Source organism: Nocardia sp. NPDC050697, from assembly GCF_040654395.1.
Lineage (GTDB): Bacteria > Actinomycetota > Actinomycetes > Mycobacteriales > Mycobacteriaceae > Nocardia.
The window spans coordinates 166,046-181,539 of the sequence record NZ_JBFAHY010000002.1 but is presented as its reverse complement, the minus strand read 5'-3'; the positions used below and the strand labels follow the sequence as shown (position 1 = coordinate 181,539).

Annotated in this window: 17 protein-coding genes; 4 read left to right on the top strand and 13 right to left on the bottom strand. The window is 72.3% G+C overall.

The window, feature by feature from the left end:
- Positions 1-13 precede the first annotated feature (13 nt).
- Positions 14-916, top strand: a complete 903-nt coding sequence (locus AB0H71_RS08430) for a cutinase family protein (RefSeq protein ID WP_357016660.1) — start codon at positions 14-16, stop codon at positions 914-916.
- A 63-nt stretch (positions 917-979) separates the two neighbouring features.
- On the opposite strand, the gene AB0H71_RS08425 is transcribed toward AB0H71_RS08430, so the two are convergent.
- The 5 genes from AB0H71_RS08425 to lysX form a co-directional block, all read right to left on the bottom strand.
- Entirely contained in the window at positions 980-1,261 is a 282-nt protein-coding gene (locus AB0H71_RS08425) for a hypothetical protein (protein ID WP_357016657.1), read from the bottom strand.
- A 110-nt stretch (positions 1,262-1,371) separates the two neighbouring features.
- Complete coding sequence (locus AB0H71_RS08420) at positions 1,372-1,986, bottom strand: histidine phosphatase family protein (RefSeq protein ID WP_357016654.1); 615 nt, start codon at positions 1,984-1,986, stop codon at positions 1,372-1,374.
- Positions 1,987-2,005: 19 nt separating this feature from the next.
- Complete coding sequence (locus AB0H71_RS08415; protein WP_357016652.1) at positions 2,006-2,221, bottom strand: hypothetical protein; 216 nt, start codon at positions 2,219-2,221, stop codon at positions 2,006-2,008.
- Positions 2,222-2,376: 155 nt separating this feature from the next.
- Positions 2,377-3,192, bottom strand: coding sequence for a hypothetical protein (locus AB0H71_RS08410; RefSeq protein WP_357016649.1), 816 nt, complete (start codon positions 3,190-3,192; stop codon positions 2,377-2,379).
- Between the two features lie 108 nt (positions 3,193-3,300).
- Entirely contained in the window at positions 3,301-6,534 is a 3,234-nt protein-coding gene (gene lysX / locus AB0H71_RS08405) for a bifunctional lysylphosphatidylglycerol synthetase/lysine--tRNA ligase LysX (RefSeq protein ID WP_357018421.1), read from the bottom strand.
- A 241-nt stretch (positions 6,535-6,775) separates the two neighbouring features.
- Here lysX and AB0H71_RS08400 point away from each other — a divergent pair, with 241 nt between their 5' ends.
- Positions 6,776-6,997 (top strand): RNA-binding S4 domain-containing protein, encoded by a 222-nt coding sequence (locus AB0H71_RS08400; protein ID WP_357016646.1) that lies wholly within the window; start codon positions 6,776-6,778, stop codon positions 6,995-6,997.
- Here AB0H71_RS08400 and rraA read toward each other — a convergent pair.
- The 8 genes from rraA to AB0H71_RS08360 are packed head-to-tail and all read right to left on the bottom strand — an operon-like array spanning position 6,994 to position 11,667.
- Positions 6,994-7,488: a ribonuclease E activity regulator RraA gene (gene rraA, locus AB0H71_RS08395; RefSeq protein ID WP_357016643.1), complete on the bottom strand. Its 495-nt coding sequence runs from the start codon at positions 7,486-7,488 to the stop codon at positions 6,994-6,996. The two genes, AB0H71_RS08400 and rraA, sit on opposite strands and share 4 nt — an antisense overlap.
- Before the next feature lie 18 nt (positions 7,489-7,506).
- On the bottom strand, positions 7,507-7,893 hold the full coding sequence (locus AB0H71_RS08390; protein WP_357016640.1) for a DUF5313 family protein: 387 nt from the start codon (positions 7,891-7,893) through the stop codon (positions 7,507-7,509).
- Entirely contained in the window at positions 7,890-8,348 is a 459-nt protein-coding gene (locus tag AB0H71_RS08385; RefSeq protein WP_357016637.1) for an SRPBCC family protein, read from the bottom strand. The genes AB0H71_RS08390 and AB0H71_RS08385 overlap by 4 nt, the downstream gene beginning before the upstream one ends.
- A gap of 17 nt (positions 8,349-8,365) precedes the next feature.
- On the bottom strand, positions 8,366-9,283 hold the full coding sequence (locus AB0H71_RS08380) for a CopD family protein (RefSeq protein ID WP_357016634.1): 918 nt from the start codon (positions 9,281-9,283) through the stop codon (positions 8,366-8,368).
- The gene (locus AB0H71_RS08375; protein WP_357018418.1) at positions 9,280-9,801 is read right to left on the bottom strand and encodes a copper resistance CopC family protein; all 522 of its coding nucleotides are present in this window, start codon (positions 9,799-9,801) and stop codon (positions 9,280-9,282) included. Before AB0H71_RS08375 ends, AB0H71_RS08380 begins: the two co-directional genes overlap by 4 nt.
- Before the next feature lie 5 nt (positions 9,802-9,806).
- A complete protein-coding gene (locus AB0H71_RS08370) occupies positions 9,807-10,463 on the bottom strand; it encodes a YcnI family protein (protein WP_357016631.1) in 657 nt (218 codons plus the stop codon).
- Between the two features lie 41 nt (positions 10,464-10,504).
- A complete protein-coding gene (locus tag AB0H71_RS08365; protein ID WP_357016629.1) occupies positions 10,505-11,017 on the bottom strand; it encodes a hypothetical protein in 513 nt (170 codons plus the stop codon).
- Between the two features lie 11 nt (positions 11,018-11,028).
- The gene (locus AB0H71_RS08360) at positions 11,029-11,667 is read right to left on the bottom strand and encodes a DUF6474 family protein (protein WP_357016626.1); all 639 of its coding nucleotides are present in this window, start codon (positions 11,665-11,667) and stop codon (positions 11,029-11,031) included.
- 180 nt (positions 11,668-11,847) lie between these two features.
- Between AB0H71_RS08360 and AB0H71_RS08355 the strand changes: the two genes are divergently transcribed.
- Both AB0H71_RS08355 and htpG read left to right on the top strand, forming a co-directional pair.
- On the top strand, positions 11,848-13,461 hold the full coding sequence (locus tag AB0H71_RS08355; protein ID WP_357018416.1) for a TM0106 family RecB-like putative nuclease: 1,614 nt from the start codon (positions 11,848-11,850) through the stop codon (positions 13,459-13,461).
- A complete protein-coding gene (htpG, locus tag AB0H71_RS08350) occupies positions 13,458-15,413 on the top strand; it encodes a molecular chaperone HtpG (RefSeq protein WP_357016621.1) in 1,956 nt (651 codons plus the stop codon). Before AB0H71_RS08355 ends, htpG begins: the two co-directional genes overlap by 4 nt.
- Positions 15,414-15,494 lie beyond the last annotated feature (81 nt).

Below are 15,494 nucleotides of genomic sequence, written 5' to 3'. Positions count from 1 at the left end.
GGACTGGAGCGGAATGCAGTTGAAGAAGGTCGTCGCGGCTCTTGGCGCGTCCGCGGCACTCGTTTCCGGCATGGTGCTCGGCGGTACCGGCTCCGCGGTGGCGGATCCCGGCTGCCCGAGCCTGTACGTGGTCGCGATCCCGGGCACCTGGGAGACCGGGCGGGACAAGGAGCCGGGGCCGGGCATGCTGGCCGGGGTCACCAACAACCTGCCGCGCTCGGCGAAGGTCGACTACGTCACCTACTCCGCCACGGCGTTCCCGTGGGAGGGCGAGGTCTACGGCAACTCCAAGAAGGAGGCCGTGACCGCCGCCCGCGGGCTGATCGGCGATATGGCGCGGGCCTGCGGCGCCACCCAGATCGCGCTGGTCGGCTACAGCCAGGGCGCGGACGCCGCCGGTGACCTGGCCGCCGATATCGGCACCGGGCTCGGCGTCGTCCCGCCGGACCGCATCGCGGGCGTCGGGCTGATCTCCGACCCGCGCCGGTCGCCGACCGACGTGCAGGTGGGCCCGGTGGCCGGCGGTGCCGGTGCGGGCGGGCCCCGGGTCGGCGGCTTCGGCTGGATCAGCGACCGCACCCGCACCATCTGCGCGGTGGACGACCTCTACTGCGCCACCGCGACCGACGACTTCATCACCCGGTTCGCTGGCTTCCTCGCCATGAGCTCCGAGACCAACCCGGCCAACCTGGGCCGCTACCAGCAGGAAGCCGGCTCGATCATCAACGATCTGATGGCGCACGGCGGCGTGCCGACGCTGCAGGGCCAGCTCACCGAGTCGGCCAACGAGCAGCGGGTGAAGGACCTGGAGCGGTTCTACAGCTCGCAGGCGCACACCCTGTACGGCAGCTACCGGGTCGACGACGGCAAGAGCGCGGTCCGCTGGATGCACGACTGGATCGCCGGCATGGCCTGACGGCTCCCCGATCACGACGGAGGCCACCGCCCGACCCGGGCGGTGGCCTTCGTCGTTCTCAGCTCAGAGCGCCGAGCCGGTGGGCGGCAGGAACTGCTGGAACTGCTGGAACTGCGCCGGGCCGCGGTGGTCGTCGCGGTGGTCGTTCCGATCCCGGTCGCGGTCGTTGTCGTGGTGGTCGCGGTCGACATCGGTCAGCTGCGGAGCCGCGACGGACTCCAGCTGGACGGTGTCGGCCGGTGCGGCGGCGGAGGCGGTGCCGGCGAGCAGGCCGACGGGGGCGGCGAGCAGCGCGCCCGCCAGCGCGGTACCGGCGACGCGTCGGGCGATCGTGGAGGAGAGCAACACGGTTTCCTTTCGTTGGAACAGTGCGCCGCGGAGCGGGGCACTGCACCCATCGAAAGGCTTCTCCCTGGGACGGCGGTGCGACGCGGCTGGCAGTCCGCTGTGCGCGGTCAGGAGGCCAGGTTGCGCGGCAGCAGATCCCAGACGTGCGCGTTCTCGTTCACCGTCGCTACCCGGCGATCGCCGTTGCGCGAGTACAGGATTCGGGTGATCGAGCAGTAGTCGATCGGGAAGGTGAGCGGGCGGTCGAGGCCGAGCACGTCCTGTAGCGTCACGTTCACCACGCCGCCGTGCGCGAAGGCGAGCACGGTGTCGGCGGGGTCGGCGGCTTTCACCAGGTCGGTGACGACCGCCGCGACCCTGGCCGCGAAGGCGGGGCCGTCGATCTGCTCCGGCAGGTACCCGGCCTTGATCCGCTCGTAGGCCGCGCGGAACTCGGTCTTGGCATCCTCGATCGGGATGTAGGCGGGCAGGTCGCGGTCGTACTCGGCGAGGTCGTCGATGACCTCGACCTCGAGGCCGAGCGCGGCCGCCGCGGGCGCCGCCGTCGCCAGGGCGCGCCGCTGCGGGCTGCTCACGACCCGGGTGATCCGGTGGTGGTGCCGCAGCGCCTCCGGTACCCGCGCCGCCTGCTCGACCCCGAGCGGGGCCAGCTCCGGGTCGGCGGGGGCGTCGGCGCCCTCGATGCGGACCGGCTGGGCATGGCGGACGAAGATGAGCTGCACCCGTCCACCGTATCCGGCGCTACTGCTGCTTCTTGCGCTTGGTGAGCAGGTAGATGCCGACCACGATGAGCGCGACGATCAGCAGGCAGCAGATGCCGCCGAAGATCAGGCCGCCGCCGCCGCGGGACTTCTTCTTCTTGGCCGCCTCGTAGTCGATGACCGTGGTGAGGACGTCCGGGCTGGCCCAGACGTGCGGGTCGAGCAGCGGGGCCTGGGTGAGCAGGTCGAGATACATGGTGTTCCCCTCGTCGGCGGAGCGGCTTCCTCCCGGAGCCGGGATTTCTAGGCTAACCGCCGGGATCGGGCGCGCGGGGCGGTTCCGGGCCGGAGGTCTGCATCAAGATCGCGGATGGTGCGGGTGGTGTTTACACGCCGCGCGAAATTCTCCGCTCAGTGCGGGGGCCATTGGCCGCCCGGGCGGCCGCGGTCGGCCGGGTGCGCCGGGGCGCCGTAGTTCGGCTGCGAGCCGTAGTGGGGCTGGGCGCCCGGGTTGACGCCGTAGCCGGGTTGTCCGCCGGGGGCGGTGCCGTAGCCCGGTTGTCCGCCGGGGGCGGTGCCGTAGCCCGGTTGTCCGCCGGGGGCGGTCCCGAAGCCGGGTTGTCCGTCCGGGGCGGTCCCGTAGCCCGGTTGCGCGCCGGGGGCGGTGCCGTAGCCCGGTTGCGCGCCGGGGGCGGTGCCGTAGCCCGGTTGCGCGCCGGGGGCGGTGCCGTAGCCGGGCTGTGCACCCGGGGCGGTCCCGTAGTTCGGCTGGCTGCCGTACGCGGGCTGTGCGCCGGGGCCGGTGCCGTACGCGGGCTGTGCGCCGGGGCCGGTGCCGTAGGCAGGCTGGGCGCCCGGGCCGGTGCCGTAGCCTGGCTGGCCGCCGCCTTGCCCTCCGGCAAACCCGGACTGCGTGCCGCCGGGCGCCCCGGCGAATCCGGGCTGCGCGCCGTACCCTCCCTGCGCACCAAAACCGGGCTGCCCGCCCTGCCCCCCGGCAGACCCGGACCCCGACTTCCTGCTCCGCACCACCAACCCGATGACGAGCACCGCCACCAGCCCGAGGCAGACGATCCCGACGGCGAGCGCCCCGATCGAACTACCCCCGCTCCCGCGGCTCCCCCCGCGCCTGCGCGCCTGCAGCGCATCGGCGAGCAGCGCCGGGTCGGGTTGAGCGGAGAACACGGGATCGAGCAGCCCCGATGTGACGAGCAGGCCAACAGGCACGACGAATTTCCCTCCGAGAAGTGAGCGGCGTCCTCCCTGGCGCCGAATGTCGAACCCTAACAGGACCATTCGGTGCGCACCGCCCACAGTTCGGGGGGCAGGACGCGATCAGCGCGGCTTGACCAGCGGGAAGGGCAGCGTCTCCCGGATGCTGCGCCCGGTGATCAGCATGACGATCCGGTCCACGCCCATGCCGAGCCCGCCGGTGGGCGGCATGGCGTGCTCCAGCGCCTGCAGGAAGTCCTCGTCCAGCTCCATGGCCTCCGGGTCGCCGTTGGCGGCGAGCAGCGACTGCTCGGTGAGCCGCTGCCGCTGGTCGATCGGGTCGGTGAGCTCGCTGTAGGCGGTGCCGAGCTCGACGCCCCACGCCACCAGGTCCCAGCGCTCGGCGACCCCGGCGATGCTGCGGTGCGACCGGGTGAGCGGCGAGACCGAGGTGGGGAAGTCGCAGTAGAAGGTGGGGTGCTCGGTGCGCGCCTCGACCAGGTGCTCGTACATCTCCAGCACGATCTGCCCGGCGTCCCAGTTGTGCTGGAACGGGATGTCGGCGGCATCGCAGAGCTCGCGCAGCCTGGTCACCCCGGTGGCGGGGGTGACGTCGGTGTCGAGCGCCTCGGAGACGGCGCCGTGCACCGTCTTCACGGTCCACTCGCCGGAGATGTCGACCTCCTCGTAGCCGCCGCCGTCGGTGGGGCGCAGCGCCACCTCGGCGCCGTTGGCGGCGAGCGCGGCCTCCTGGATGAGGCGCCGGCACAGGTGCATCATGCGCTGGTAGTCGCTGTGCGCCTCGTACGCCTCCAGGATGGTGAACTCCGGGTTGTGGCTGAAGTCGACGCCCTCGTTGCGGAAGGTGCGGCCCAGCTCGAAGACCTTCTCCATGCCGCCGACGCAGAGCCGCTTGAGGTACAGCTCGGGCGCGATGCGCAGGTAGAGGTCGAGGTCGTAGGCGTTGATGTGGGTGCGGAACGGGGTGGCGTTGGCGCCGCCGTGCACCTGCTGCAGGATCGGCGTCTCCACCTCGAGGAAGCCGGCGCCGTGCAGCGAATCGCGGAGCGAGTGCAGCACCGCGCTGCGCTTGGCCATGACCTCGCGGGTGTCGGCGTTGATCGCCATGTCCACGTAGCGCTGCCGCACCTTGGCCTCGGGGTCGGCGAGCCCCTTCCACTTGTCCGGCAGCGGGTGCAGGCACTTGCCGAGCATCCGCCAGTCGGCGGCGAGCAGCGAGAGCTCCGCCCGGCGGCTGACCCCGATCTGCCCGCTCACCTCGATCAGATCACCGAGGTCGAAGTACTCGGTGAACTCGGCGCTGCGCTCGGCCCCGACCCGGTCGCGGTCGATGAGCAGCTGGATGTCGCCGGACCAGTCGCGCAGCAGCGCGAAGATCACGCCGCCGTAGTCGCGAATCCGCAGCAACCGCCCGCAGACCCGGACCGTGGTCCCGCGCGGGGTGCGCCGCGCGGCCGCGATGGTGTGCGTCGGCGGGTAGGCGACCGGGTACGCCTCGATGCCCTGATCGGTGAGTTTGCCGAGCTTCTCCAGCCGCACCCGGACCTGCTCCGGACGCCGGGAGCGGATCTCCTCGGTCTCGTCCTCCGGCCAGTCCGGCGCGCTGCCGTCGGCGTGCAGCCCGGGGACGCTCGCGGGCACGGCGCTGTGCAGCCCGGTGTGCACGGCGGTGTCGCTCTCCGCGCCGAAGCGCGGCAGGAAGCCCTCGGCGAGCGCGCTGGCCAGCGCCACCCGCGGCAGCTGCCTGCGCTCCTCGAAGAGGAAGAAGCGCGGCACCCAGGTGGGCTGGTACTTGACGTTCGAGCGGTACAGCGCCTCCAGCTGCCACCAGCGGGAGAAGAAGAGCAGCACCCCGCGCCACATCCGCAGCACCGGCCCCGCCCCGATCCGGCCGCCCTCCTCGAAGACCGAGCGGAAGACCGCGAAGTTCAGCGAGACCCGGGTGATGCCGTACTGCTCGGAGTTCAGCGCGAGCTGCGAGATCATCAGCTCCATCACGCCGTTCGGCGCGCCGGGGTCGCGGCGCATGAGCTCCAGCGAGGCGCCGGTGCGGCCCCACGGCACCAGGGAGAGCATGCCGAGCACCCGCTCCTGCGGGTTCACCGCCTCCACCAGCAGGCAGTCGGCGTCCTGCGGGTCGCCGAGCCGGCCGAGCGCCATGGAGAAGCCGCGCTCCTCGGCGGTGTCCCGCCAGGCGTCGGCGCGCGCGGTGATGCTCTGGAAATCCTGCGCCGGGATATCGCCGTGCCGCCGGATGCGCACCGTGACGCCCTGCTTGCGCAGCCGGTTGGCGGCCTGCCGCACCTGCTTGAGCTCCGGCCCGGCGAGCGAGAAGGAGCGGGTGTCCAGGATCGCCTCGTCGCCGAGGCGCAGCGCGGCCAGCCCGGCCCTGCGGTACGCGGTGGCCCCCGGTTCGCTGGCGCCCATCACCGCGGGCGCCCAGCCGAAGCGATCGGCCAGCCGCAGCCACTCGTCGATCGCCTGCGGCCAGGATTCCCGCCTGCCGATGGGGTCGCCGCTGGCCAGGCAGGTGCCGAGCTCGACGCGGTAGGTGATGGCGGCCTTGCCGTTCGGTGCGAAGACCACGGCCTTGTCCCGCCGGGTGGCGAAGTAGCCGAGCGAATCCTCCACGTCGGAGTGCGCGAGCAGGCCGCGGATGGCGGATTCGTCCACCCCGGTCATGGCATTGGCGGCGCGCTGCGAGCGCAGCAGCACCAGCACGGCGGCGAGCAGCGCGAGCGCGCCGAAGAGCCCGAGCAGGAAGTTCACGAAGGGGTGCGGGTGGCCGTCGAAGTGCTCGTTGTCGGCGAGCACCGCCGCGGTGACCCGGTACAGCGACCAGCCGGGGCGCTGCCAGCCACTCGGCAGCGAACCCGGGAAGAGCTCGAGCAGCCCCCAGCCGACGAGGAAGCCCAGCGTCAGCCCGCCCACGAGCACGCCGAGCGCCTTCCAGCCCGCGCCGCGCCGGACCCGGGTGTAGAACTCGCCCCACGCGGCAAGCAGCACGCCGATGACGGCCAGGTGCACCACCATGGCGACCAGCGCGTCGACATCGCCCCTGGTGGTGAAGGTGACGACATTGATGACCGTGTACAGCGCCAGATAGCCGACCAGCAACCACCAGGCTATGCGTTTGCGGCTGGCCAGCGCCCCGGCGAGCAGCGCGACGAGCAGCGCCCACATGAGGTTGGTGTCGGGTGCGTCGAAGTAGTAGTCGTCGATGTAGCGGCGCGGGGCCGCGGTGAGCCAGCGCAGGGTGGGCGAGAGACTCCACAGGAAGATCAGCACGGAGAAGACGCCGAGCACGGTGGCGGCGATGTGCGGAACCTCGCGCAGCCTGCCGTGGCCGCGGTGCGGGACCGGCGGTGTCGGCCGATCCGGTGGTAGCTCGGTGTCGGCGTGCGGAGCGGCCTGCGTGGAAGTCACCGGACCAGTGTGCGTGCCGATCGGGCGGAATGCCGAGCCTTTCGCGCGCCGCGTGTCCCGCCGTTCGCCGGATGGTAACTGAATCGGGACGCCCGGCTCCGCCGCCCGGCCCGGTGCCGGACCCGGCCCGACGGGGGAGTATGCATAGGGCATGGCGGATACAGTCGACGTCCCGATTCAGGACGAGGCCATCAAACTCGGCCAGTTCCTCAAGCTCGCCGATCTGATCGAGTCCGGCGCCGAGGCCAAGACGGTGATCGCGGCGGGGCTGGTCCGGGTGAACGACGAGGTCGAGACGCGGCGCGGCAGGCAGCTGCAGCCGGGCGACACCGTCGCCCTCGCCGGGCGGCAGGCCCGGGTGACCGGCCGCTAGTCCTCGGCGCGCACCACGACGCCGTCGTGGTCGCTGTAGAGCACCTCGCCGGGCACGAAGGTGACGCCGCCGAACTCCACCGGCACGTCCTTCTCGCCCGACCCGGTCTGGGTGCTCTTGCGCGGGTTGGTGCCGAGCGCCTTGACGCCGATGTCGAGGGTGCGCAGGATCGCGGAGTCGCGCACCGCGCCGTTCACGATCACCCCGGCCCAGCCGTTGTCCACGCCGCGCCCGGCGATGATGTCGCCGACCAGGGCGGTGTGCACGCTGGCGCCGCCGTCCACCACGAGCACCCGGCCCGCGCCCGGCTCGCTCAGCGTCTGCTTGACGAGCAGGTTGTCCTGGAAGCAGCGGATGGTGACGATCCGCCCGGAGAACGCGGCCCGGCCGCCGAACTGCGTGAACTGGGTGTCGCAGCTGCGGATCTCGGGGCCGATCTCGTCGGCCAGATCGGCGGTCGCCACGGAATCGACGTTCGAAGTATCGGTCACCCCCCCGATTGTGCCCGGTCACCCGGTGTGATCGGCGCCTCCCCGGCCATGTCTGCGCTCGTACTCGGCGCGCTCGGTGGCGGCCCGCGCGCGGGCGTCGGCATCGGCGAGCGCGGGGTCGAGGCCGTGCTGGACCAGCCGGTGCCGCCGGTAGACGTACATGAGCGCGACGGTGAAGTAGATCAGCGGGATGTAGAGCAGCGCCATCATGGCGGCGCCCATCCAGAGCGGACCGGGCAGCAGCAGGAACAGCAGCAGCGGCGGGATCACCGGGATCAGGGTGCGCAGCAGGTAGCGGCGGGTGGCGCCGGGGCCGGTGAGGTCGCGCAGCACCCACTCCGACATGGACGGCGGCAGCGTGCGGCCGAGCAGGTAGCCGAGCCGCTGGGGGAGCGAGGGCGTCACGGCTCGCGGGTCAGGTGGAAGGCCGCGATCTGCGCGACCAGGTTGTCGGTGGTGTGCTTCACCGCCAGCTTCACGAAGGGTTCGATGGTGCGGCCGAGCGCCTTTCCGGCGAGCCCGCCGGGCACCCGGTACTCCACGATGGCGTCGATGGTGCAGAGCGCGGGCGTCTTCGGGTGGAAGACGAAGGTGGAGGCGACCTCGAAGCCCTTGATCGAGGTGACCTCGATGAGCGCGTTCTCGGCCCAGCGGGTGACCTCGATCCGCGAGGTCAGGGCGGCGGGGCCGAGCTTGATCTTCCCGTCGAAGACCGCGCCGAGCCCCTCGTCCTTCGCCCCGACCGGCGTGAACGACTGCAGGCCGTGCAGGAACTTCGGCAGATTCCGGTAGTCGTTCACGTAGGCGAAGGCGGATTCGGCCGATGCCACGCAGTCCTCGACGATCGTCACCTGGGTCACGCCGCCACTGTAATCGGCTACGCCGTGACGGCGAGGGTGGCGGCGAGGCCGAAGGCGAGCGCCATGATCAGCGTCTCGGTGACGGCCCGGCGCAGCGAGTTCTCGGCGCGCACCCGGTGGCCGGCGGCGCGCGGCACCCAGCCGCGCCGCCACCACCAGCCGAGCCCGGCCAGCGCGAGCAGCACCGCCGTCTTGGCCAGCATGATCCGGCCGTACCCGGTGTCGAGCAACCCGCCCACCCCGCCCAGCCGGATCAGCCCGTTCAGCACCCCGGTCGCCGCGACCACCGCGATCAGCACCCCGGCCAGCGCGGAGTAGCGCGGCAGCGCGGCGGCCCACTCGCCGCGGCCGCGCAGCACCAGCGCGAGCGCGACGAGCAGCCCGAACCAGAGCCCGGCCGCGAGCGCGTGCGCGGCGGCCAGCACCGAGCCGAAGACCTGCTGCGACATGTGCCCGGTGATCGGCCGCAGCGCCAGCGCCACCGCGGCGAAGACCAGCACCAGGTCGGGCGAGCCGTCGCCGGTCCGGAAGGCGTACGCGCCGTAGACCGCGATCAGGGCGGTGACGGCCAGCACCGCCACCCCGACCTGGCCGCCGCTGGTGTCCCGGACGAAGGCGCCGAACGAGCCGAGCCCTAGCTCCCCGACCGGTGTATCGACGACCTCGGCCGCTTCGAACACCAGCAGCGCGAACTCGGCTGCGCACCAGCTGCCTGCGATCGTGGCAAGTAGCCGCCACGGCACTCGCAGCCGCTCGGCGAGCCGAGGCAGCGCGGCCAGCCCGAGCGCCGAGGCTCCGAGCCCATCGGCGAGCACTCGGATCGGCCCTTCGGCTGGGGTGGCGCCACTGAGCAGCCACGCCACCCCGACCCCGAGTAGCCCAGCCACCAGCAGCAGCCACAGCACGCGGCGACCGGCGGTGGCGGGCGGTTTCACGCGCGCTTTCCGCGGCCCCTGCCGCCCAGTAGCGCGATGGCGAGGCCGCCGCCGAAGATCACCACTGCACCGGCGACGAAAGCCAAGGCCGGGATAGCTGGGAACCCGCCCGACCCCTCCTCGTTGGCGGACACCTCCGCGCCGGGCGTGCCGCTGCCCGCCTTGGTCAGGGTGAACGTACGTTTGCCGTTCACCGCGTGCCCGTCGGCGGAGGTGACCCGGAAGGCGATCGTGTAGGTGCCCGCGGGGCCGAGCTCGCCGACCGGCACACTCACCGTCGCGCCGTCGACCACCGGCTCGCCCCGCTGCCAGAAGTGGTTGTCCGGGCCGACCACGGTGAGCGCGGGGAAGCTCGGCTGCAGCGGTTCGTTGAAGGTCACGCTGACCCGCTCCGGGCCGACCTCCACCGACGACCCATCCGCGGGCACGCTGCCGACCACGATCGAGTGCGCGGCCGCGGTGCCGGTGCCGATGGTGACAAGCAGCCCGGCCAGCGCGGTGAGGGCCAGCGCGCGCAGCGGCCTCACGACCGGCGCCCGCGCAGCACCGAGCCGAGCCCCAGCGCCACCGCGAAGAGCCCGAGCGCGAGGCCGATGCCGCCGAGCCAGCGGGCGGTCTGGTCGGTGGCGTCGTCGGCAGCGGCGGCCTCGGTGCTCTCGGTGCCGTGCGAGTGGCCGTCGGCGGATGCCGCGGCGAGGTGCAGGCTCGGCGCGGGGCGCTCCGGCTCCGAGCCGTCCGCCGCTTCTGGCTGGTCCCAGCGCACCACGCTGCCGTCGCTGTAACTCTGCGCCGCAGGGAAGGTCAGCTCGTGCTCCTTGGGCAGCGGGCCGATGGAGACGGCGAAGCGCTGGAACTGGCCGGGGCCGACGCCGGGGTTGCCCGGATCGGCGGTCCAGGTGACGGCGGTGACCTCGCCCGCCGGGTTCTTGTCCACCTTGGCCGTCCAGCCGGGCAGCGGCTCGGTGCGCACGCTGCGCACGTTCGGGATGGTGACGGTGAGCGCGGTGGTGCTCGCGGTCTCGGATTCGGTCGGCACCCGGAAGGTGGCGACGCTGTAGCCGCCCTGCGCCGCGCCCGGCGCGTCGACGGTGACGTGCGCGGCGGCGCTGCCGCAGGCGGCGAGGATCAGGGTGGCGGTGGTCGCGGCCGTGACGGAGGCACGGGTGAGCGTCGAGTGCATGGGGGAGTCGCTTTCGGTCGGTGCGAGTGTCGGAGGCGGGGTCAGCGCCCGACCGGCGGGGCCCGCGGGCCGATCGCACCGAGCGGTCCGGCCGCGCGGAGCAGGGGGGTGCCGGGGAACCCGGCGAGGGAGGTGAGCGGCATCGCCCGTACCGGGCCGAGCAGCGCCCGCAGCGTGCGGGCGGCCAGCGCGGCGAACCGCTCCGCCGCCGGAATCGCCAGCGCGACCAGCACGGTCGCCGCCGCGTGCGCGCCGGCCATCAGGGTGGTGCTCGTGGTCGAGGCGTTGTGCTCGTGAGCGGCCAGCAGCAGGTGCGTCGCGTACTGCCCACCGGCGAGCACCGCCAGCAACCCCACCGCATCGGCGAACCGCCCCCGCTGCCGCGCGAGTACCGCGACCGCACCGGTCAGTACCGAGACCGCTTGCAGCAGCGCGAAATCGGCACCACCGGGGAGACCCCCACCGGCCGCGCCGTGCGCCGCGACGCCGAGCGCCGCCACCAAACCCCCGACCACCGGGCCGCGGAGGCCGGCGGGATCGGGGGCGGCGCGCACGGGAACGCGGGTCAGCGCACGCCGAGGCGGGCGAGCACGTCGGCCTCCAGCCCCTCGAGCTCGCTGGAGACGGCGGTGTGCACCGCGCGCCTGCGCGCGGCCGGCATCTGGTCGGCGGTGCGGACAGCGGCGCTCAGGCTCTCCAGCCGCTCCTTCGTGCTGCCGACGAAGGCGCGGGTGTCGTCCGCCTTGCCCTCGCCGCTCACCTTCTCCAGCGCCGCTTCGGTATTCGCGATCCGCGCCTGCAACCGGCCGCCGTGGCCCGCGTAGTCACCGAGCTGATCGATCCCGATGCCGAGCTGCTGCGCGCGCCGCACGTCGAGCTGCCCGCGCACGAAGGTGGCGGCGCGGTAGGCCAGCGGCGCGAGCACCGGCACCAGGATGCGGGCGACGCCGAGGTACTTCTTCACCTGGCCGGGGCTGAACGGATCACGGTCCGCCTTGGCGGCCAGCTTGTCGGCGGCCTTCTCCTCGGCCTGGTAGGCGGCGATCTGCGCCTTGGCCACCTTGCGCTGGGTGCGCGCCTCGGCCCGCCGCGACTTCCGGTCGTTCTTGGCCACCAGCTTGGCTTCCAGCCCCGCCTTGTGCTTGAGGGCCTTGGCCTCGGCCCGCCGGCTCGGGCGCCGCTTGCGCTTGGTGAACAACCCCATCGAAGGCCCTCCGTCATGCCATGGTCACGAGCACGCAATTCGCGCCCAACCCTACTTGCTCGGGAGCGGGCCGCCACCGCCGGATTCGCGGAAGTGTCGGGGGTAGGGCCCATACTGCTCTACGTGATCACGGGTGACGACGGGGGCAGCGCCCCCGGGGCCGACGAACCGGGCGAGCGCGTGCCCGCGTTTCTCGATGCCCGCTCCCTGATCGGGTGCAGGCACCGGTTGCATCTGGACGCGGCGTTCGGGCAGCAGATCGCCGGGGTCAGGGAGGACGCCGGGGTCATCGAGCGCCGCGAGGCGGCCGCGCTGCACCGGCAGCAGGTGCGCGCGGCGCTGGTCGGCGCGGCGCCGGAGCAGTGGGTGGTGATCGACGCGAGCGGCCGCGCCGCCGACCGGGCCGCCGCCACGCTGGCGGCCTGCGCGAACGGCACCCCGCGGATCTGGGGCGCGCTGCTGCCGCAGGAGCCGGATACCGGCCGCCGCGGCGGCGTCGAGATCCTGCTCCGCGATGCCGAGCGCGGCGGCTACATCCCGGTGCTCGTGGTGAACCACAAGGTCACCGACCCGCGCCGCCCGGAGCCGGCCGATTTCCACCCCACCACCACCGACCCCCACGTCTGGAACCCCGCGCCCGACCCGTACCGCAAGCTGCGCCAGCAGCCGCGCGACCAGCAGCGCCTCGCGCACCTGTACCGCATGCTGCAGCGCCACGGCCTCGCCTCGCCCGCCCTGGTCGGCGGGGTGATCGGCTACGAGGGGAACCGCGTCCTCGTGCACGACCTCGGCCCGCTGCTGGCCGACTACGACCGGCGCTACGCGGACCGGATCGCGGTGGTGCGCGGCGAGCTGCCGACGCTACCCTCGAAGGTGCCGGAGTGCAGGCAGTGCCCGTGGTGGAGCCGCGGCCCCGGCGCCGGGCCCGGCTGCGAGGGCGTGCTGGCCGAGCGCAGGGACGTCAGCCTGGTCGCGCCCGGCTCGCGGGCCGAGGTGCTGCGCGGGCACGGCGTGCAGACCATCGACGACCTGGCCGCCTGGTCCGGCCCGGAGCCGGAGGATTGGCAGCACGGCCCGTTCGTCGAGGCCGTGGTCACCGCGCGGGCCTGGATCGTGGGCGCGCCGCTGGTGCGCCGGGTGCAGCCGGTGCGGGTGCAGCGCGCGGACGTCGAGGTCGACGTGGATCTGGAGAGCTTCCAGGAGTTCGGCGCCTACCTGTGGGGCACCCTGCTGGACGGCGTCTACCGCCCCTTCGTCACCTGGGATCCGCTGCCGACGGTGGACGAGGCGCGCTCCTTCGGCGAGTTCTGGACCTGGCTCATGCGCACCCGCGCGCAGGCGCACACCGCGGGCCGCACCTTCGCCGCGTACTGCTACTCCCGCACCGCCGAGGACAAGTGGCTCTACGAGTCGGCGCGGCGCTTCGCGGGCAAGCCGGGGGTGCCGACCGTCGAGCAGGTGCGCGCCTTCGTGGACTCCCCGGAGTGGGTGGACATGTTCCAGGCCGTCTCCGAGCAGTTCATCTGCCCGAACGGCAAGGGGCTCAAGAAGATCGCGCCGGTGGCCGGGTTCGCCTGGCGCGATCCGGAGGCCGGTGGCGAGGCCTCGATGAGCTGGTACCGCCGGGCCGTCGGGTACGAGGCCGAGCCCGATCTCACCCAGCGCACCCGGCTGCTGGAGTACAACGAGGACGACGTCCGCGCCACCAGGGTGCTGCGCGAGTGGATGACCGAGCGGGCAGACCTGGAGGTTCCGGCACTCGACGATTTCGCCCGTCGTACTATCGCGACGTGACAGAGCACGTCGAACAACTCGAGTTCCGGGCGGAGACCCATCAGCTGCTCGAGCTGATGATCCACTCGGTCTACTCCAACAAGGACACCTTCCTTCGCGAGCTGATCTCGAACTCCTCCGACGCGCTGGACAAGCTACGGCTGGAGTCCTACCGCGACAAGGATCTCGAGGTCGACACCTCGGATCTGCACATCGAGCTGGCGACCGACCCCGAGGCGCGCACGCTCACCGTGCGGGACAACGGCATCGGCATGTCCCGCGCCGAGGTCGTGGATCTGATCGGGACGCTGGCCAAGTCCGGCACGGCCGAGCTGCGCAAACAGCTCGCGGAGGCCAAGAGCGCCGACGCCGGTGAGCTGATCGGCCAGTTCGGCATCGGCTTCTACTCGACCTTCATGGTCGCGGACAAGGTCGTGCTGACCACCAGGAAGGCCGGAGAGACCGAGGGGACGCGGTGGGAGGCCGCCGCGGGCAGCTCCACCTACACCATCGAAACCGTCGCGGACGCCCCGCAGGGCACCTCGGTCGGGCTGCACCTCAAGCCCGCCGACGAGGACGACCACCTCTTCGACTACACCCTGGAGTGGAAGCTCAGGGAGATCGTCAAGAAGTACTCCGATTTCATCGCCTGGCCGATCCGGATGCGGGTCGAGCGCACCGTCACCGAGGGTGAGGGCGAGGAGAAGACCGAGAAGACGGTCGTCGAGGACCAGGTCCTCAACTCGCAGAAGGCGCTCTGGACCCGGCCCCGCTCGGAGGTCTCCGACGAGGAGTACACCGAGTTCTACAAGCACGTCAGCCATGCCTGGGACGATCCGCTGGAGATCATCCCGCTCAAGGCCGAGGGCACCTTCGAGTACCAGGCGCTGCTCTTCCTGCCATCGACCGCGCCGTTCGACCTGTTCACCCGGGAGCACAAGCGCGGGGTGCAGCTCTACGTCAAGCGGGTGTTCATCATGGACAACTGCGAGGAGCTGATGCCGGAGTACCTGCGCTTCGTCAAGGGCGTGGTGGACGCACAGGACCTCTCGCTGAACGTCTCGCGGGAGATCCTGCAGCAGGACCGGCAGATCCAGATGATCCGCAAGCGGCTGGTGCGCAAGGTGCTCTCCACCGTCAAGGAGCTGCAGGGCGCCGAGGACCAGGGCAAGTACCAGACCTTCTGGCGCGAGTTCGGCCGCGTCCTCAAGGAGGGGCTGCTGAACGACGCCGACAACCGGGAGACGCTGCTCCAGGTGTCGTCGTTCGCCTCGACGCACTCCGACTCCGAGCTGACCACGCTGGCGCAGTACGTGGAGCGGATGCCGGAGGGGCAGGACGCGATCTACTACATGACCGGTGAGAGCCGGCAGCAGGTGGAGAGCTCCCCGCACCTGGAGGCGTTCCGCGCCAAAGAGCGCGAGGTGCTCATCCTGACCGACCCGGTCGACGAGATGTGGGTCGGCTCGGTGCCGGAGTTCGACGGCAAGCCGTTCACCTCGATCGCCAAGGGCGAGGTCGACCTGGAGACCGAGGAGGAGAAGAAGGCCTCCGAGGCGCTGCGCGAGCAGCAGGACAAGGAGTTCGCTGAGCTGCTCGGCTGGCTCGGCAACACCCTGTCCAGCCAGGTGAAGGAGGTCCGGCTGTCGTCCCGGCTGACCTCGTCGCCCGCCTGCCTGGTCGGTGATGTGTTCGACTTCACCCCCATGCTGGAGCGGATGTACCGCGCCTCCGGGCAGGAGCTGCCGGAGTCCAAGCGGATCCTGGAGCTCAACCCGACGCACCCGCTGGTCACCGGGTTGCGCGCGGCCTACGACAGCCGCCGCGACGATGCCGACGCGGGCAAGGTGCCGGAGCTGGCCGAGACCGCGGAGCTGCTCTACGGCACCGCGGTGCTGGCCGAGGGCGGCGAGTTGAAGGATCCGGCGCGGTTCGCGCACCTGCTCACCGATCGGCTCACCCGGACGGTGTGATCCGCCCCGCCGGGGATCGGTCGCACCGATCCCCGGCGGCGGGTCCGTTTCCGCACGATTTCGCGGAGCGGGGTTTGCCGG